Consider the following 18,788-nt stretch of genomic DNA (forward strand, 5'->3'; position numbering starts at 1 on the left):
TCAGGCCAGTCGCGACCCTCACCCATTTCCGTTCCTGATGTCCAATCCGTCTGCCACGTCCACACGTTTGTCCGCGCCGGAATTGCGCGCAACCGTGTCGCTCGCCGCGATCTTTGCGCTGCGCATGCTCGGCCTCTTCATGATCATGCCGGTGTTTTCCATTTACGCGAAAACCATCCCTGGCGGCGATGACGTGTTTCTCGTCGGCATAGCGCTCGGCGCTTACGGCGTCACGCAGTCCATGCTGTATATCTTCTATGGCTGGATTTCGGACAAGCTGGGCCGCAAACCCGTGATCGCATTCGGCCTGCTCGTGTTCGCGCTCGGCAGCTTCGTGGCGGCGGCGGGGCACTCCATGGCGTGGATCATCGCCGGACGTGTGATTCAGGGCATGGGCGCGGTGTCGTCGGCGGTGATCGCGTTCATCGCCGATCTGACTGAAGAAGAAAATCGCACCAAGGCCATGGCGATGGTCGGCGCGAGCATCGGCGTCTCGTTCGCGGTCGCTATCGTTGGCGCACCGATCCTGTTCCACTGGGTCGGCATGAGCGGCTTGTTCACGGTGATCGGCGTGCTGTCGATCGTCGCGGTCGGCGTGGTCCTGTGGGTCGTGCCGGACCCGCCCGTGCCGCCGGTTCACGTCAAGGCACCATTCGCCGAGGTGCTGCACAACGTCGAGTTGCTGCGTCTGAACTTCGGCGTGCTGGTGCTGCACGCAACCCAAACCGCGCTCTTTCTCGTCGTGCCGCGCATTCTCGAAGCGGGCGGGTTACCGGTCGCCTCGCACTGGAAGATTTATCTTCCGGTGATGGGCCTCGCTTTCGTGATGATGGTTCCGGCAATCATCGCCGCCGAGAAGCGCGGCAAGATGAAAGCGGTCATGTTGAGTGCGATTTTTCTTATCCTGATCGGCCAGTTGTTATTAGGCGCGGCTCCCCATACGCTATGGTCCGTGGCCGCGATCCTGTTTGTGTACTTTTTGGGCTTCAACGTGCTGGAGGCGTCGCAACCTTCGCTTGTGTCCAAACTGGCGCCAGGCACGCGCAAGGGCGCGGCCGCCGGGGTGTACAACACGACGCAGTCTATCGGGCTCGCGCTTGGTGGCGTGATCGGCGGCTGGCTGCTCAAGCTGGATGGCCCGAGTGCGGTGTTCTTCTCGTGTTCGGCGCTGGTGCTGGCATGGTTGATCGTCGCGTCGAAAATGAAGGCGCCGCCGCGCAGGGTCGAGCGCGCGGCGTAGCGAATCTGTATTAATCATATTGAGGCAGTGCGATGTTTCCCGTCCTCTTCCCTGGAAGAGGGTTGAACTGATAACGTCGCATAACTGCTAGTGGGCAAGGAATTTACCGGAGAAATCATGGCATCTGTCAACAAGGTCATTCTCGTAGGCAATCTGGGCGCCGACCCGGAAACGCGCTACCTTCCGAGCGGCGACGCCGTGGCCAACATTCGTCTCGCGACGACCGACCGTTACAAGGAAAAGTCGTCTGGCGAGATGAAGGAACTCACGGAGTGGCATCGCGTGGCGTTCTTCGGGCGTCTTGCCGAGATCGTGAACGAGTATTTGAAGAAGGGCTCGTCGGTGTATATCGAAGGGCGCATTCGCACGCGCAAGTGGACCGATCAGGCGGGGCAAGAGCGCTATTCGACCGAGATCGTTGCCGATCAGATGCAAATGCTCGGTGGCCGCGGCGGAGCAGGCGGCGGCGATGACGGCGGCTACAGCCGCAGCGCGCCGATGGAGCGCTCAGGCGGCGGTGGTGGCGGCCGCGCGCCGGCAGGCGGGCGCGCTGCGGGCGGTGGAGCGGGTGGCGGATCGAGCCGTCCGAGCCAACCTGCGGGCGGCGGTTTTGAAGACATGGACGACGATATCCCGTTCTGACAAGTCGCAACAAATTCGTTTAAACACTAAGCCTCTGGCATTAATTGTCGGAGGCTTTTTTTTATCAAATCGGCAAGGCGTTTTCCGAAATATAACTTCGAGGCTCTCCGCGATTCCCGCAGCCGTATTACGCTTCCGATTAACCGCGAATAGGTGGCTTTAATCCCGTCAACAAGGAGTCATTGGAAGCCTAATCGGAGTAGTCCTATGGTGCGCGGCTTGTTTGCGTCCTACTTTGATTCATCGAGTTTAGAACGTTTAGTTACTCGCTGCTTTTAGGCATTCATTTATTGATTTCAGATGTTTACTCGATTTTATTGAGTTCGAGCAAACGTTACGGAAGAGAGACTTCGTTGATTGCATAAAGCAATAAATGCGTTCTGACCAAAATCTAAAAATCAACAACATCATTTAGAGGGGCGACTTTGAAACTTCGCGTAGTGCTGGCCGACGATCATCCTTTCGTGGTCCTTGGCGTAAAGGCGCTTTTCAAGGCCGACGAAGGGATCGATGTCGTCGGTGAGGCGAATAATGCGAGCAGCCTCGTGGTCGAACTCGCGAAGACGCCATGTGACGTGCTTGTCACGGATTTCGCCATGCCTGAGCCTGGGCCGGACGCTTTAGACGGATTACGGCTGATTCGTAGAGTCAGGCAAGAGTGGCCAAGCATCAAAATCGTCGTGCTGACGAGCGTCAGTAATGTCGCGATTCTTCGTTCTATTCTGAATGCCGGTGCCATCGGACTCGTGAATAAGGCGGAGGCTATTGAACTCGTGGCGACTGCCGTGCGCCATGCGGGAATCGATCGCCGTTATGTCAGTGGGTCTTTTGTTACCGCGTTAGCGGAAGCGGGCGCGGAAACCGAGTCATCACCAGAGGAACCGCGGCTTTCGCCCCGGGAAGAAGAAGTCGTTCGTTTGTTCGCCAAGGGTCGCACGATTACCGAAATCGCCAAAGCGTTGAACCGCGATGTGCGCACTATCAGTCGACAGAAGCGAGATGCGATGAACAAGCTCGGAATTAGAAACGACCCGGGTTTGTTCGCGTTTGTACGCGCTCAAGGACTCGGCTGAGTTATCGGTGTGGTGAGTTCGAATTCGGATGCATCTTATGTTTTTTAATGTTTCGGTATCCGATTCTTATCGGTGTCAAGAATGAATTTGAGTTCGCTCAACGCGTGAAGGTTTTAAGTGATGGAATCATTGAATGAAGGTCAAGTGTTCTCGCATGCCAGGAGAATTCGGTTAGCAATAGCGGACGATCATCCGCTCGTCATTCTCGCTATCGAACGGCTGGCTGGGAATTTTCCCAATGTAGAAGTGGTGAGTCGAAGCATCGATTCCACGCAGCTCGACGAGTGTCTGGCACGCGGTGAATGCGACGTGGCCATCGTCGACTTCTTCATGCCGGGGGGGCGCCATGGTGACGGCGTTCAACTCGTGCAGCACATTTCTGCGACTTATCCGAATGTGCACATCGTCGTGCTATCGCGCACCGATAACGCGACGCTCATCAAGCAGGCGCTGGACGCGGGCGCGCACGCGTTCCTCAGCAAAGAGGACCGGCTTGACCTCATCTATGTCGCGATCGTCTCGGTCATTGCCAACGAGACCTATCTCGGACCTGCAATTCGCCGTGCTTTGGCCATTGCGAATACGGAAAGTCACGCTCTGTTCATTCGGCAGAGACTGACTAGCCGGGAAATGGAAGTCATTGAAAACTATGCGCGCGGTGCCAACGTGACTGAGATCGCAAGGAAGCTGGGCCGTAGCGTAAAGACCATCAGCGCTCAGAAATGCGCCGCCATGCGCAAGCTGGATCTGTCCACGGACGCAGATCTGTATCGCTTCGTCGCGGACACGAACCTGATCTGACGCGCGCTTACAAGCAGCTTTGATCGGCCGGCGTAGAGACGCATTGCCCTCGTTAGAAGGGCATGCCGGCTTTTAAAATAAAAGAGACCAATGAAAACAAGAATGCCGCTGAGGGCAATCATCGCCGATGATCACCCAATTGTCGTGAAGGGTATCAAGAGCTATCTCGAACGGGACGGCGCCGTCGAAGTAGTGGCGACGGCGCACGACACCCAAGAGCTGGCCGAAGCGCTGGATTCGACTGCTTGTGACTTCGTCTTTTCTGACATTGGAATGCAGGGGATGGAAGGTGAGAGCAGTTCCATCACATTCCTGAGGCGTTTTTCCAGTCGGGTCGAGCGGCCGAGGCTGGTCGTTATCACCATGCTTTCACAAGCTCGAATGCTAGCGGGACTCTTACGAATGGGCGTCGACGGTGTGGTCGACAAGCGCGACGGACTGGAGTCTCTCGAAACCGCAATTGCGGCCATCAGCGCAGGCAGACGGTTCGCCTCGCCGCTTGCCATAGATGCGTTGAGCAGCCTTCCAGAAACCATGCCCGCATGTGTCGGCGTATTGAGCCGGCGCGAGTGGGAAGTGTTTCGGCTGTACGCCAGTGGCATGGTGGTGCACGAGATTGCAAGCCGATTCGGACGAAGCAGTAAAACCATCGCTACCCAGAAACGCAGTGGCATGCGGAAGCTGGGCCTAAGTTCGGAGGCCGATCTCGTCGAGTATTTCAGGCAGGTGGGCCTCGTCTGACTGAAGCGGACGGTTGGCGTCATCAGAATTATTTAAGACGGTTCCGATGTCTGCGCCAACGGATGCGTATCAGACTCTACTGTTTGACGGCGCCAGCGACAGCCTGTGTTGCAGCGTACGCAAGATTTCCCATGCGGCGTCCTCTCAACGACGCCGACTTTTACCTTTGAGAGATTCGATTTGAGTTCCGTCGTCGTGCGTTGCTGGTTCCTGCTCGTCGTGCTCCTGTCACCGTATTGCACGGAGGTGCGCGCGGATAGTGTCGCGTCCGACGCGCGTGCAACGGCGGCAGATATCTCGCCCGCCAGAGAAAGCATTCCGCCTATCGATGCGGATGCCTTCATGTTTCGCGCTAACGACGCGCTCTCGAACGTTTATGTCTCGGCAGCGCCGTCCCGTGTTCTGAGCGTTACCGCACTGCGCCTGCTTCCTGCACTCATTGGCGTGCTGGCCGTTTTGATCGTCACGCTTCGGGCATTCGTCCTGTTGCAGCGGGAAATGCGAAAGCGTCTCAAGATCGAACAGCAACTCGCGACGCAGTTGAGCTTCCAGCAGACCATGATGGAAGTCGTGCCGTATCCGCTTGTCGCGAAGGACATGGACAATCGCTACGTCGCGGTCAACCGTGCGTTCGAGGAGGCCCTGGGCGTTCGCAGGACGGATATCGTCGGACAGACGGCGCTCGAAGTGGGCGCGTGGGGAGCAAAGCACAGCCGTTTGCTGCACGATCTCTCTGGTTGCACGCTCGCCACGGGCAAGCGTCAGGAAGTCGAGGCCGAGTTCTTCGACGAGTTCGGCAGATCGCGCTACGGCCTCTTTTGGACCGGTGCATTTCTGGCACCGGACGGCGAGCGAGCCGGCGTAGTCGGCACGATGATCGACATTACCGATATTCGCGACGCCGAGATGCACGCCCGTCGCACAGAACGGCGCCTGCACGATGTTACACGCTCGCTTCCCGCTGTCGTCTTCCAACTGCGGCGTGCGCGCGATGGCGCTTACAGTCTTCCGTATATCGACGGCGACACGCGGCAACTGCTTGGCCTCGATCTTGGAGCGTTGGCTAACGATCCGCTCAAGGTATTGCGTCAAGTCAATTCCGAGGACGGCGTGCGCCTGCTGGCGGAAATCGAGCGGTCATCGCTCACGCTTGAGCCCTTGCATACAGAATTTCGAGCCGTCGTCGGCGGCGTGACGCGCTGGTTTCGCGCAGACCTCGTCGCTCATTGCGAAGACGACGGCGCCGTGGTCTGGAGCGGATATTGGGTGGATGCGAGCGTCGAGCACGCGCGCGCTGAAGAGCTTGCGCGGGCGAGAGATATCGCGGAAGCCGCATCGAGAGCGAAGGACGATTTTCTCGCCATGATGAGCCACGAAATCCGCACGCCTATGAACGGCGTTCTGGGTCTCGTCGAAGTGTTCGAAAATACGCCGCTCAATCCGGATCAGTCGCAAATGCTCGGCATGATTCAGGATTCAGCCAGCGCTTTACTTCAGATTCTCGACGATCTCCTGGACTATTCGAAGATCGAAGCAGGCCGTCTGACGATCGAGCCGACCGCGATCGATTTGCGCGAACTCGTCGATAGCGCCGTCGGCTTGCTGGCGGGCAGGGCACACGAAAAGGGCTTGCGCGTGCGAGTCAATGTCGCGCCGGAAGTGGCGGCTACCGTGCAGGGCGACAGCGTGCGTCTGAGGCAGATCATCTTCAACCTGCTGAGCAACGCGATCAAGTTCACCAGCGCTGGTGAAGTCGCCGTGCACGTACGGAAAGTGGGATCGACGGAGTCCACTCAGCTGCTCGAACTCTGCGTGAAGGACACGGGCATTGGTATCGCGTCCGAGTCGCAGGCGAGTCTCTTCGAGCCGTTCGTGCAAGCGGAAAAGTCCACTACCCGACGCTTCGGCGGTACGGGCCTCGGACTGACCATTGTCAATCGGCTCGTGGACTTGATGGGTGCCACACTGACGTTACAGAGCGAAGTAGGCGTCGGCACATCCATGACGCTTCGCCTCGAACTGCCGGTCGAGACTTTGCAGTATCAGATCGACGGCTTGCGCGGCCGGCGAGGCATCGTGGCGATCGACGAAGAGCGCGTCGCCGACGCGTTGGTGAACTACGGACAGGCGCTCGGTCTGGTGCTTCAGCGCATTCCGTCGGATAGCCCGAGCCTGATGCTTCCGGAGACGTTCGAAGGCGTCGATATCGTATTTCTGAGCGATACGCACAAGGACAAGCTGCCGTTCGGCTCCCGCGTCATTCACGCGACGGAAAAGCCGAAGCCAACGGGTTATCGAATTCTCGAAGACGATATTCGCGTCAGCATCAATCCCATCTCTTGGCGAGGGCTTGGCGCTGCCTGCGTCGCGGCCTTGACCGGCATGCCGCAGATTGCGGCGCGCGCGACAATGGGCCTCGAACCGAAGAAGGAAGCGCCCGACCGCGAGGATGCTTTGCGCAACGGCAGGCTCGTGCTCGTGGCGGAGGATCATCCCGTTAATCAGGAGTTGATTCGCCACCAGCTTTCGTTGCTCGGGTTCGCCTGCGATGTCGTGCAGGATGGCGTCGAGGCGCTTGCGGCGCTCGAACAGACGCATTACGGCTTTCTGATCACGGACTGCCATATGCCGAACATGACCGGCTACGAGCTGACGAGACGCGTGCGCGCCAACGAAGCGGGAACAGCGGTCCGACTGCCGATTCTCGGTATCACCGCTAGCACGGCGGCCGAGGAGCGCACCATGTGCCGCGACGCGGGTATGGACGATTGCCTCATCAAACCCACTCGGCTCGCGACGCTGCGCGAGCATCTTAACCGGTGGTGGTTGAAGGACACGGTCGCGCCTGAGCCGGAAGGACGGGCAGTCGGCGACGCCGAAGCAAGGCACGCGGAAGAAGACGAAATCGACCTTGGCGCGATGGCGCAACTTTGGGGCAGCGAGGCGACCGTCAAGGCGCTTCTCGATGCCTTCGTATCCTCGTTCCGCGACGATCTCGCCGCGCTCGAACCACTGCTTGCACGCGGCACGGTGGAACACTTGCGCGAATGGCATCATCGCGTGTCTGGGGCGGCGAGCGTCTTGCAGTATCGGCCGCTGCTTGATGCGCTGGAAACATTCAGGCGTGACTTGTCGAGTAAGCCACTCGCAATGCGTCGACAGGATGGAAATCTGTTGATCGTTCGCTGCAGGCAATTGCTCGAACGCATAGAGGCGCAAGGCGCCGAGCTCGTTTAAGCGGTCGAATCAATCAAAGCGCGACGCGAATCAAACTGCGTCGCGCTTTTTTCTTTTAGTCGGAAAGACTGGCCGCGCCGAAATCGGACGTCGCACGGTCCCGGAAATGCGTCAGCGCAAAGTCGACGAATGAACGCGTCTTGGCCGATACGTGTCTGCGTCCCGGATAAACGATCGACACTTCCTTGTCCGCGTCGTTCAGCGTGTAGGCCGGCAGCAGGCGCACGAGCGCGCCCGCTTCGACGTCCTGCCGGACATAGCTCTCGGGCAATACGGCAATGCCCATTCCCAATATCGCCGCCTGCCGCAACATGGGTGAACTGTTCACCGTGTACGACGGGTCGATCGACACTTCCTCGCGCGAACCCGTCGGACTGGTGAATGACCACTTCGATCCGTGAATATCCGTGGATGGCGCGAGAAACTCGTGTTTGACGAGAGCGGCGGGCCGCGCCGGCATGCCGCGGCGGGCGAGATAGTCGGGCGATGCGACGAGTGCCGCGGCGACCTTGAAAAGCGGCCGGTTGATGAGCGTGCCGCTATTGACGAGATGCGGCACGACGATGCCGACATCGAAGCCTTCATCGACGAGATCGACCGGCCGATGGAGCAGCGTAAGACTGAGCTTCACGCTCGGATAGCGATCGCGATAAGCGCGCAGCATGGGCGTGAGTTCGAGCAAGGAAAACGATGCCGATGCAACGAGCTTGAGTGTTCCGGATGGATCGACTGAACTGTTCGCTACTGATGCCTCGATATTCTCGACGTGTTCGATCACTGTTCGGCAGCCATCGGCGTATTCCTTGCCCGCTTCGGTCAGCGACACGCTTCGTGTCGTGCGATTCAGCAAGCGGGTATTGAGATGCGCTTCGAGTAGCGAGACATAGCGCGTGACCACGGCGTTCGAAAGATCGAGCGCTGCGGCCGCGCGGCCAAAAGAAGATGTCTCCGCGACTTTGAGGAAGACGCGCATCGCCTGTAATTGGTTCATGAGCGGATGGCCTGGCGAAAGCGTGAACTGCGGGTGATCGGTGCGAAGTCAGCAAGGGCAGGAGTGCCGCCTCGCGTGCGCGATGTTACGTAGCCCGATACATCTTGTGAATAGGATGACTCCGAAGTCTTCTCGCTGTCGCTCGTCAGCCACTGTCGCATGTGTGCAACGATGCTGCGCCTGGTCCATCTCGTTAAAGAAAAAGCATTCGGGTAAGTACCAGATGTGTAAGCGTTAAGTCATATTGAAATTCTATTTTTTGATTTATTCGAAAGACCTTTTGCGTGTTCCTTGGTGGTCTCTGCAAAAAGCTGCGCCATACACTTTGGGCTGCCGAATATCGGTGTGAGGCTTTCTCCGGGGCTTCGATCCCAGATGTGCCGCGCCGCGGCCTTAAGCAACTCATCGAGTCTCGTGACTCAATCAAAGGAATTCGCATGAAAAAGAATCTTATCGGAGCCGCAGTGGCCGCTCTGGCTGCATCGTTCGCCACGGCTGCAAGCGCACAAAGCAGCGTCACGCTGTACGGCACGTTGGACGCAGGTTTCACGTTCGTGAACAACGTGCGCTCGGCACCGGGTTCGGACTACAACAAGGCAAGCGCATGGGGCGTCACTGGCAACAACGTGCAAGACAGCCGTTGGGGCCTGACGGGCGCTGAAGATCTGGGCAACGGCATGAAGGCAGTCTTCAGGCTGGAAAGCGGCTTCAACCCGGCAAACGGTAGCGGCGCCGGTGCTGCTCGCCAATCGTATGTCGGCATTTCGACGAACCAAGGCACGGTAACGTTGGGTCGTCAGAACGACGCCGTGGCTGACTACCTCGGTCCTTTGAGCGCAACGGGCACGTTCGGCGGCACGTACTTCGCGCACCCGGACAACCTGGATAACCTGGACGGCAACAACTTCCGTCTCAGCAACTCGGTCAAGTTCCAGAGCGCCAACTATGCTGGTCTGACGTTCGGCGGCGAGTACGGCTTCTCGAACTCGGCAGGCAGCTTCGCGGCGAATCGCGCGTACAGCCTGGGTGCTGGCTACGCTAACGGCCCGATCAAGGCTGGCATTGCTTACACGCAGGCAAACGGCATCAACAGCAACAACGCTGGCGCCATCAACGGTGCTACGGTCGTTCCGCATGTCGTCGGTGACGCGTTTGTAGCAGCCGGTCAGCCGGCAGAGGCAGCAGAAGCCGCATTCGGCACGATCCGTCAACGTACGTTCGGCGCAGGCGCCAGCTACTCGACGAATGCTATGCAATTCGGCCTGCTGTGGACGCAAGTTCGTCAAGACGGCAGCAACTTCGACGCTACGGCCGTCACGAACAACTACGAAGCAAACGCTCGTTACGCTCTGACGCCGGCGCTGTCGCTGGGTGCGGCCTACACGTTCACCAACCAGAAGCTGGGTGCCGCAGGCGAATCGACGCGCGTTCGCTATCACCAGTTCGGCTTGCAGACCGACTACGCGTTGTCCAAGCGTACGGACGTCTACGCTGAAGGCGTGATGCAAATTGCAAGCGGTCTGCCGGAAAACGAATACCCGTCGGCTCAAATCAGCGGTGCAGCAGCATCGTCGAGCAGCCGTCAGGTTCTCGTGACGGCTGGTATCCGTCACCGCTTCTAAAGCGGGCTGAGTTGTAAGCAGTAGCTAGCTAGCAGTAAAAAGAAAAGGGCGCCGCGCGGCGCCCTTTTTGCATTCGCGCGCGCGAACGGCGTACGCTGGAAAACATCGATCATCCGAATGCTCTACCATGGCGATGCCGTAAGCGCATCAACGATATGAAAGCGAAGCGCTTGGCCGTCACCAAGGAGAGCCAGAATGATCCCGACATGCAGACCACATGTCCGCTGCATCGCAGCCATGATGTTCACGTTGCTCGCATCCTCGGCGGCATTCGCCGATACCATCGCGCTGAAGGCGAATCTACAGCCATCGAGCGAAGTCCCGCCGCGCGTCAGCAAAGGGCACGGCATGCTCGACGCCACGTTCGACACCGACACCAAGGTCATCACCTGGACCGCGACTTACGCCGAGCTTTCCGGCCCGGTCACGATGGCCCACTTCCACGGTCCCGCGCCCGTCGGTCAGAACGCGAAGCCGCAAGTACCCGCCGACAAACATGCGCTCGCCAGTCCGATGAAAGGTCGGGCCACGCTCACCGAGCAGCAGGTCACGGACCTCATGGCCGGGCAATGGTATTTCAACATTCACACACGGGAAAACCCGACCGGCGAGATTCGCGGTCAGGTGATGCCATCGAACTGATCGGCTCGACTCAAAGCCTGAGCCCGCTACGATGAGTTGGCAAAGCGCGTTCGCATGCTGGCTGCTCAAGCGGCAAATGCGGCCGGAAACGGCGAAGCCGACACTCGATGTCGAGCGCGCGCGGACCTACGCATCGCGTCGAATCTGGTTGCCGCGTGTACCGAAGGGATGGCGACTCGATATCGAGCCGGATGGCGAATGGTTGCGCCGCGAGAGCGCCGCGCGTGATCGACGAACGGTGCTTTATCTCCACGGCGGCGGCTATTACTTTTGCTCGCCGCGCAGTCATCGAGCGATCACGTTCGGTCTTGCGACGCGTGCGGATGCCGACGTGTTTTCGCTCGACTACCGGCTGGCTCCCGAGCATCGCTTTCCGGCCGCGCTCGACGACGCCGTTGCCGCTTACCGCCGCCTGCTCGCGTCGGGCATCGATGCAAAATCGATCGTCATTGCGGGCGATTCGGCCGGCGGTGGCCTCGCGCTCGCCACATTGCTCGCGCTTCGCGATGCACGGGTTCAATTGCCCGCCAGCGCGGTTCTGTTTTCGCCGTGGACCGACCTGACCTGCGGCGGCGCGTCGATGCAAGCAAACGAAGGCCGTGACCCGATGTTCCACGCATCGGTCTTCCCGCGCGTGGCCGCGCTCTATCTCGGCGATGCCGATTCGCGTGATCCCTACGCGTCACCGCTTTTCGGCGATTATCGAGGCCTGCCGCCGCTCCTGATTCAAGCAGGCGACACGGAATTGCTTCTCGACGATGCCACGCGCGTCGCGAAGATAGCGCGCGAAACTAACGTGGACGTGCAATTGCAAATCTGGCGCAACGTCCCGCATATTTTCCAGATCTGGGCGCCATTCATGCCCGAAGCGCGCGATGCGCTCACGCAAGCCGCGCGTTTCATAGCGACCACGACGAGCGCCGGCAACGCTCAGCGCCCGCCGATCACCTCGATGGTCTGATACGCGCGCTCGACCGCCGCCGTTCCGTATTGCCGTTCGAGTCTGCGCACAGTGAAGTGTCCGAGCGCCATCTGCTGAAAATGGTCGATGAACACGGTGTTGACCATGGCGCCGAGAACCGCGCCGATGGCCGGAATCGACTTGGCCGCGACCTGCTCGCTGACCTGCACCGAGAAGCGCGACGCGATGGTCTGCAAGAATTTGAGCAACGCGGTCGAGCCATGACTGCTCAATCCCTTGGCCGCGATTTCGTTGGTCGCGCGCGAGATGGACTGCGCGAGCGCGCCGCGAACGATGAAATAGCCGATGTCGGCGTTATCGTCGTCTTTGTGGGTGCCGCCCATGCCGAGCACCATCATGCATTGCAACTGCGTCTCCACGCGATGCACGTCCTCGCCTTCGCTGCGCGCGATGTCGCAAATCGAGCGAAACATCAACGTGGTCGTGACGGGCAACTCGACGGGCAACGCAAACAAGCCGAATGCGCCGCCCGCCGCGCCCGTCGTCGCGACGGCGAGTTTGTGCATCAGATTGCGCGGTTTGTCCGGCGGCGGCGCGAGCAGCGAGTCGGACGGCGCGCTGTTGCCGAGCGTGCGCAGCGCAAGCTGCAGGCATTTCTTGAGCGCGACTTGCGTGGCTTCGTCGACTTTCCCCTGAGCCGAGGCTGGAAGCCGTCCCATGAGTTTTTCGATCGGCGCGCCGACCACGCTCGCCAGTTTCATCGTGAGCGAAGGGCTTTCGAGCGCCTCCTTCGCGCGGGACAGAGCGGTGAAATCTTCGGCAGTAAGCGGCGAAGTGATGATGGGCGTCGGTTGCATACGAAAAATGTCCGGGAACGTGCATAAAGAGAGCGGTGGGCCACACGGCTTAGAGCACGCGAGCGTGCTATGATTCCCCATTCTTTGACTCGTCAATAATTGCGTCCACAAAAATGGCCGTTCACACAGCCGCGCATCACTCCAGCGGACAGGTCTTGCCCTTCCGCGAATCGCTCATGGCGATGTTGGGCATCTCTTTCGTCACCATGCTTGTCGCGCTGGACCAGACCGTCGTGGGCACCGCGCTGCCTACTATCGTGGCCGAACTCAAAGGCTTCGATCTCTACGCCTGGGTCGCGACCTCCTATCTGCTGACCTCCGTCATTACCGTACCTATTTTCGGGCGGCTCGGTGACTACTACGGTCGCAAACCCTTCGTGATCGCTTCGATTATCGTGTTCACGGTGGCGTCCGTGTTGTGCGGACTCGCCAACAGCATGATGTTTTTGGTGCTCGCGCGCGGTTTGCAGGGCATCGGCGGCGGGATGCTGGTTGGCACCGCGTTCGCGTGCATCGCGGATCTGTTCCCGGATTCGGTCGTGCGCCTGCGCTGGCAGGTGCTGATGAGTTCCGCTTTCGGCATCGCCAATGCGGTCGGCCCTTCGCTCGGCGGGATTCTCACGCAGTATTACGGCTGGCGTTCGGTTTTCTACGTGAATCTGCCCGTCGGCGTGCTGTCGCTGTTCTTCGTCTGGCGCTTTTTGCCGCATCTGCGTCATGTCGCGCACGAAGGCAAGATGCGGCTCGACTGGCCCGGCGCCGCGCTGATCGCGGTTGCGCTCGGCGCGCTGCAATTGTTCGTCGAGATGTTGCCGAAACACGGCATCAGTGTCGAGACGGCGATGCTGTTGGCGGTGGCCATCGTGGCGTCCTACAGCCTGTGGAAGTGGGAACTGCGTTGCAGCTACGCGATTCTTCCCGTCGATATGTTCCGAAACAAGAGCCTCGCCGCGCTGTTCACGCTGGCGATTCTCGGCGGCTTCACCATGTTCTCGCTGCTGTTCTATGCGCCGCTGCTGTTCCAGGGCGGCTTCGGCATGTCGCCGAAAGACGCGGGCATGATGATCACGCCGCTCGTCGTGTTCATTACCATTGGCAGTATCGTGAACGGACGAATCGTGACGCGTTTGAAGAACGCGAATCTCATGCTGTACGTGGGTTTCGCGTTTCTCGCCGCGTCGTGTTTCGGCGTGGTGATCGCCACGCATACGATGCCGCGTTCCATGCTGCTCGTCGTCATGCTGATGGGCGGGCTCGGCCTGGGCTTCGTCATGCCGAACCTCACCGTGTTCGCGCAACAGACCGCGGGACGTCAGCATCTGGGAATTGCGACGGCATTGTTGCAATCGCTACGCATGATCGGCGGGATGATCGGCACGGCATTGACCGGCACGCTCGTGAGCCATCTGTACGCGAGCGGCGTGAGCCTCGCGCTTGAACGAGATCACGCAATGCACTGGCTCGGCGATCTTTCCGATCCGCAAATCCTCATCAATCGCGAAGGACAGGACACGCTGCTCGCGCAGCTTGCGGCTGCGGGTCATAACGGCGCGATGCTGCTCGAATCCGCGCGCGAATCGCTGGTGGCGGCAATCCACATCGGCCTGGCGGTCGCGGCCGTCGTCGCGGTCGTTTCGCTCTGGCAGTCGCGCCGCGTGCCGCCCGTGCGCTTGAAACGAACGCACGAACCGGTCATCCTCGCCGAATGAATTACAACGGAATCGAGAGCATGAACGAACAGGAACGTATCGCGGTGGTGCAGCAGTTCGGGCGGACGTATCGCGCTTTCATGTCGGCGTTCGAAGCAGCCGTCGGCCAGCCGATGCCGCGCTGGCGCATTCTGTTCGCCTTGCATGAGCACGAGGGCGAGGTGTCGCAGAAGAAACTCGTCGAACGCCTGCGCGTGGACCCGGGCGCGCTGACTCGTCAGTTGAAGACGCTGGAAGGTCTCGGCTGGGTCGTGCGCAGCGTGGATGTCCGCGACAATCGCGTGTCGAATGTCGCGCTGACAGCGCAAGGCCGCGCGGCGGCGGAAGAGGGCATGCCGCGCCGCACGGCGTTTCTGCACGACACCATGGCATCGTTGCCGGACGACGCCATCGAGGCGCTGTCGGGCGCGCTTCATATGCTCGAAGCGCGCATTCAGGAAGTCGCGGTGCAAAATGCAGCGAACGCCGCACTCGTCGATACCGCCGCCGAAAAAGCCTGACGCGTCAAAAGAACGTTTCGATCACTTCGGTGACGCGGTATTTAGGATCGACCACGAGCACCTGACGCCACTTGTCGAAAGTGAGACACGGGTGCGAGATGTCGAAGGCGATCATGTCGCCGACCTTGAGATCATCGCCGGGCTTGATGCGCAAGTAAGCGTGCTGGTCCATCAGGCCAAAAATTTCCCAGCCTTCATCCGTCGAGATATCGCGTGGCGCTTCCGTGCCCGGACGAAAATGCTTCGCCGGTTCCGGCAAGCCCGCGTCGAATGCGGAATCGCGCTTGCCGAGCCCGATGATCGCGCGGTCCGGCTCGGGAATGGACTGCACGTACGCCCACAATTGCAGCGCGGGTTTAAGCCCTTGCCCCATCTTCTTCGCGATGGGATTGCGCGCGAAGATTTCGTTCTGCGCTTTCTTGTAGATGCCGACGTCGTGCGTCAGATAGCAGCCGGGACGCAGTACGACTTCAATGGCGTCGCTGTTCGCCTTGGCGAATTCGTCGGCGACGACGTCGTACCATGCCGATCCCGCGCCCGAGAGAATCGCCGGCTTGCGCGCGATCTTGCCAGCATCGATCAGAGCGCGGGTGGTGTCGACGGCGCTCTTCAAAAAGTCGCGTACCTTCGATTCGTCCTGCAAGACGCCTTCGTATAGTTCGATTCCCGCCAGTTCGATTGTGCCCGGCCAGCGCGCGATGGCCGCGAGCACGGCTTCGCGCTGCGCGTCGTCGCGCACGCCCGTGCGTCCGCCCGGCACGCCGAGTTCGATCAGCACGTTCAGCTTCTTGTGCACGTCGCTGAAGAATGCGCCCAGTTGATCGACGCCATCCGCTGAATCGACGAGACAGAAGAACTCGAAGTTCGGGTCCGTCAGCAGCTCGGCGATCATGCCCATGTTGCGTTTGCCGACGAGCTGATTCGCCAGCAGGATGCGATACACGCCGCCGCGATACGCCGCGCGCACCTGATGCGCCGTGGCGAGCGTGATGCCCCACGCACCGGTGTCGAGTTGGCGGCGAAAGAGTTGCGGCGCCATGGTGGTCTTGCCGTGCGGCGCGAGCTTCACGCCGTACTCTTCGACGAACGCTTGCATCCACTTCAAATTGTGTTCGATGCGCTCTGCATACAGCACGGCGGCAGGCAAGCTCACGTCCTCTTCAAGCAGGTTCCATTGCAGACGCGCCGCGTCCGTCAGATTGATGCCCGTGCCCGGCACCATGCCGAGACCCTTGCCAAACGGGTCGATTGTCGCGTTCTGATAGTTTGTAACTTTCATGTGCTGCTACTCCATCGTCCGGATGAATAGATTCTGTCGGTACTTAAAATGGCGTCGCGGTTGACGGTATCATGTTACCCAAAGTAGCATTCTCGTTGAAATGTTATTTAGTAACATACACTGTGGGTCAACCCTGTCAGCACCATGAACGGCCACGCCGATTCGCTCACCTTCGATATCGTCGCGCGCATCGCGCAACGCGCGCCCGAATTGCGCAGCGCCGAGCGCAAGGTCGCCGCGCTGATCCTCGACGATCTCACGGGCGCGTCGCGGGCAAGCATCGGCGCGCTTGCGGACAAGGCGGAAGTAAGTATCGCCACGGTCACGCGCTTTGCGAAAGCGGTCGGCTGTCAGGACGTGCGCGAACTCAAGCTGCGGCTCGCGCAGGCGGCGGGCGTCGGGCAACGCTTTTTGAAGCCCGAACCGGACGCCGTGCCTGAAACACTCGCCGCGCGCATCTTCGAGGAGGTGCAGGCCACGCTCGCACAGAATCAGGGGGCGCTGCGTGCCGCGCCCATTGCGCAAGCCGCCGATGCACTCGCGGCTGCGTCGATGATCTACGTGTTCGGCATGGGCGGCGGCTCGACCGCGCTCGCCGACGAGATGCGCTTTCGTCTCGTGCGGCTCGGGCGGCCGGTGGCGTCGTATCAGGACGGACTGCTGCAGCGCATGGTGGCATCGACGTTATCGAGCGAACACGTCGTTGTCGCGCTGTCCGTGACGGGGCAGACGCCGGAGATGCTCGAAAGCTGCCGAATCGCGCGTGAATACGGCGCGTGCGTGATCGCGTTGACCGCGCCGGCGTCGCCGCTGGCGAAGCTCGCGGACTGGCTCATTCCGGTCATCGCAATAGAAACGGATTTCATCTACAAGCCTTCGTCGTCGCGTTACGCAATGATGATGGCGCTCGATCTGCTCGTCACCGAACTCGCGGTGAAGCAGGCCGATCACAGCCGTGAACTGCTGCGCCGCATGAAGCACGCGCTCGATGCGCATCGTGGCGGCGGCGAGCGGCAACCTTTGGGAGACTGACATGGAATCGCCCTCGAAGCAGAAGGCCGATACGTTGATCATCGGTGCGCGTGTGATCGACGGCACGGGTGCGCCCGCCGTCGAGCGCGATGTCGCGGTGCGCGATGGCCGCATCGTCGCCATCGTGGCGCCCGGCGCCCTCGCCAACTGGAACGCCGATGAAGTGTTCGACGCGCAGGGCAAGGTGCTGGCGCCCGGTTTCATCGACGTCCATACGCACGACGACACGCACGTGATCCGCTCGCCGCAGATGATGCCGAAGATCACGCAAGGCGTGACCACGGTGATCGTCGGCAATTGCGGGATCAGCGCGTCGCCGGTGACGTTGAAGGGCAACCCGCCCGATCCGATGAATCTGCTCGGCGACGCCGACGCGTTCAAATATCCGACCTTCGCCGCTTATGTCGATGCCGTCAACGAAGCGCGTCCCGCCGTGAATGTCGGCGCGCTGATCGGCCATACGGCGCTGCGCAACAATCACATGGACCGGCTGGATCGCGCGGCGAACAGCGCTGAGGTGGAAGGCATGCGAGCGCAACTCGAAGAAGCGCTGGGTAACGGCGCGCTGGGGTTATCGAGCGGGCTGGCTTATGGTTCGGCGTTCAACGCGCCGCCAGAGGAAGTGGAGGCGCTTGCCGAGCCGCTTGCCAAGGCAGGCGCGCTTTACACGACGCACATGCGCACCGAGTTCGATGCAATTCTCGATGCAATGGAAGAGGCGTATCGCGTCGGTCGCCATGCGCGTGTGCCGGTGGTGATTTCGCATTTGAAGTGCGCGGGACCGTCGAACTGGGGACGCAGCGTGGAAGTGCTGAAGTCGCTCGAAACGGTGCGCGAAGGTCAGCCGCTCGGTTGCGATTGTTATCCGTATAACCGCAGTTCGTCGACGCTGGATCTGAAGCAGGTGACGGGGGATATCGACATCACCATCACGTGGTCGGAGCCGCATCCGGAGATGGCGGGCAAGCTGATTCGCGAGGTGGCGGCCGAGTGGAACGTGAGCCAGCAGGATGCGGCGAAACGCTTGCAGCCGGCGGGCGCGGTGTATCACAACATGTCGGAAGACGATGTGCGGCGCATTCTCGCGCATCCCGCGACGATGGTTGGCTCTGATGGCTTGCCGAACGATCCGCTGCCGCATCCGCGCTTGTGGGGCGCGTTTCCGCGCGTGCTTGGCCACTACGCGCGCGATACGGCGCTGATGCCGCTCGAAGAAGCGGTGCGCAAGATGACGAGCCTGACGGCGCGGCGTTTCAGCCTGCCCGAGCGTGGCGAAGTGAAAGTGGGTTATCACGCCGATCTGGTCGTGTTCGATCCCGAGCGTGTGCGCGATGCCGCTACCTTCGCGAAGCCGCAGCAGGCGGCGGACGGCATCGACGCGGTGTGGGTGAATGGGGTTTTGACGTATCGCGATGCCGCCGTGACCGGCGCGCGCGCGGGACGTTTCGTGGCGCGCGGCGCGGCATCCAAGCTGGATGCGCAGGGTGCGTTTTGAATTCT

16 protein-coding genes are annotated in these 18,788 nt (G+C 60.5%); 13 read left to right on the top strand and 3 right to left on the bottom strand.

Annotated features, from left to right (window positions below; genetic code table 11):
• The first annotated feature begins 37 nt into the window (after positions 1-37).
• From P9250_RS20150 to P9250_RS20175, 6 genes are all read left to right on the top strand, one after another.
• Positions 38-1,240 carry an MFS transporter gene (locus tag P9250_RS20150; protein ID WP_250462885.1) on the top strand — a complete coding sequence of 401 codons (1,203 nt, stop codon included), beginning with the start codon at positions 38-40 and terminating at the stop codon, positions 1,238-1,240.
• Positions 1,241-1,357: 117 nt separating this feature from the next.
• Complete coding sequence (locus P9250_RS20155) at positions 1,358-1,882, top strand: single-stranded DNA-binding protein (protein ID WP_310394794.1); 525 nt, start codon at positions 1,358-1,360, stop codon at positions 1,880-1,882.
• A 425-nt stretch (positions 1,883-2,307) separates the two neighbouring features.
• Complete coding sequence (locus tag P9250_RS20160; protein ID WP_250525352.1) at positions 2,308-2,955, top strand: response regulator transcription factor; 648 nt, start codon at positions 2,308-2,310, stop codon at positions 2,953-2,955.
• Positions 2,956-3,075: 120 nt separating this feature from the next.
• Positions 3,076-3,756 (top strand): response regulator transcription factor, encoded by a 681-nt coding sequence (locus P9250_RS20165; RefSeq protein WP_310394796.1) that lies wholly within the window; start codon positions 3,076-3,078, stop codon positions 3,754-3,756.
• A 90-nt stretch (positions 3,757-3,846) separates the two neighbouring features.
• Positions 3,847-4,497, top strand: a complete 651-nt coding sequence (locus P9250_RS20170; RefSeq protein WP_250508538.1) for a response regulator transcription factor — start codon at positions 3,847-3,849, stop codon at positions 4,495-4,497.
• 180 nt (positions 4,498-4,677) lie between these two features.
• Positions 4,678-7,734, top strand: coding sequence for an ATP-binding protein (locus P9250_RS20175; protein WP_310394799.1), 3,057 nt, complete (start codon positions 4,678-4,680; stop codon positions 7,732-7,734).
• A gap of 55 nt (positions 7,735-7,789) precedes the next feature.
• Here the strand turns inward: P9250_RS20175 and P9250_RS20180 are convergent, their stop codons facing one another.
• Positions 7,790-8,725 carry a LysR family transcriptional regulator gene (locus P9250_RS20180; RefSeq protein WP_310394801.1) on the bottom strand — a complete coding sequence of 312 codons (936 nt, stop codon included), beginning with the start codon at positions 8,723-8,725 and terminating at the stop codon, positions 7,790-7,792.
• Between the two features lie 437 nt (positions 8,726-9,162).
• Here P9250_RS20180 and P9250_RS20185 point away from each other — a divergent pair, with 437 nt between their 5' ends.
• The 3 genes from P9250_RS20185 to P9250_RS20195 all read left to right on the top strand — a co-directional run bounded on the left by P9250_RS20185 (position 9,163) and on the right by P9250_RS20195 (position 11,950).
• The gene (locus P9250_RS20185; protein WP_409014968.1) at positions 9,163-10,347 is read left to right on the top strand and encodes a porin; all 1,185 of its coding nucleotides are present in this window, start codon (positions 9,163-9,165) and stop codon (positions 10,345-10,347) included.
• A gap of 237 nt (positions 10,348-10,584) precedes the next feature.
• Complete coding sequence (locus P9250_RS20190; protein ID WP_310394805.1) at positions 10,585-10,989, top strand: CHRD domain-containing protein; 405 nt, start codon at positions 10,585-10,587, stop codon at positions 10,987-10,989.
• 31 nt (positions 10,990-11,020) lie between these two features.
• Positions 11,021-11,950 carry an alpha/beta hydrolase gene (locus tag P9250_RS20195; protein WP_310394807.1) on the top strand — a complete coding sequence of 310 codons (930 nt, stop codon included), beginning with the start codon at positions 11,021-11,023 and terminating at the stop codon, positions 11,948-11,950.
• Here the strand turns inward: P9250_RS20195 and P9250_RS20200 are convergent.
• On the bottom strand, positions 11,920-12,768 hold the full coding sequence (locus tag P9250_RS20200) for an EcsC family protein (protein WP_244826944.1): 849 nt from the start codon (positions 12,766-12,768) through the stop codon (positions 11,920-11,922). The genes P9250_RS20195 and P9250_RS20200 overlap by 31 nt on opposite strands.
• 113 nt (positions 12,769-12,881) lie before the next feature.
• Here P9250_RS20200 and P9250_RS20205 point away from each other — a divergent pair, with 113 nt between their 5' ends.
• On the top strand, positions 12,882-14,477 hold the full coding sequence (locus P9250_RS20205) for an MDR family MFS transporter (RefSeq protein WP_244826945.1): 1,596 nt from the start codon (positions 12,882-12,884) through the stop codon (positions 14,475-14,477).
• A gap of 20 nt (positions 14,478-14,497) precedes the next feature.
• Complete coding sequence (locus P9250_RS20210) at positions 14,498-14,977, top strand: MarR family winged helix-turn-helix transcriptional regulator (RefSeq protein WP_250462921.1); 480 nt, start codon at positions 14,498-14,500, stop codon at positions 14,975-14,977.
• 4 nt (positions 14,978-14,981) lie between these two features.
• Here P9250_RS20210 and P9250_RS20215 read toward each other — a convergent pair whose 3' ends face one another.
• The gene (locus tag P9250_RS20215; protein WP_250491753.1) at positions 14,982-16,256 is read right to left on the bottom strand and encodes an amino acid deaminase; all 1,275 of its coding nucleotides are present in this window, start codon (positions 16,254-16,256) and stop codon (positions 14,982-14,984) included.
• Between the two features lie 144 nt (positions 16,257-16,400).
• Between P9250_RS20215 and P9250_RS20220 the strand changes: the two genes are divergently transcribed.
• Both P9250_RS20220 and P9250_RS20225 read left to right on the top strand, forming a co-directional pair.
• Positions 16,401-17,288 carry a MurR/RpiR family transcriptional regulator gene (locus P9250_RS20220; RefSeq protein WP_250462928.1) on the top strand — a complete coding sequence of 296 codons (888 nt, stop codon included), beginning with the start codon at positions 16,401-16,403 and terminating at the stop codon, positions 17,286-17,288.
• A gap of 1 nt (position 17,289) precedes the next feature.
• Positions 17,290-18,783: a D-aminoacylase gene (locus P9250_RS20225; RefSeq protein ID WP_310394810.1), complete on the top strand. Its 1,494-nt coding sequence runs from the start codon at positions 17,290-17,292 to the stop codon at positions 18,781-18,783.
• The last annotated feature ends 5 nt before the right edge of the window (positions 18,784-18,788 follow it).

Source organism: Caballeronia sp. LP006, from assembly GCF_031450995.1.
In the GTDB taxonomy this organism is placed as follows: domain Bacteria; phylum Pseudomonadota; class Gammaproteobacteria; order Burkholderiales; family Burkholderiaceae; genus Caballeronia.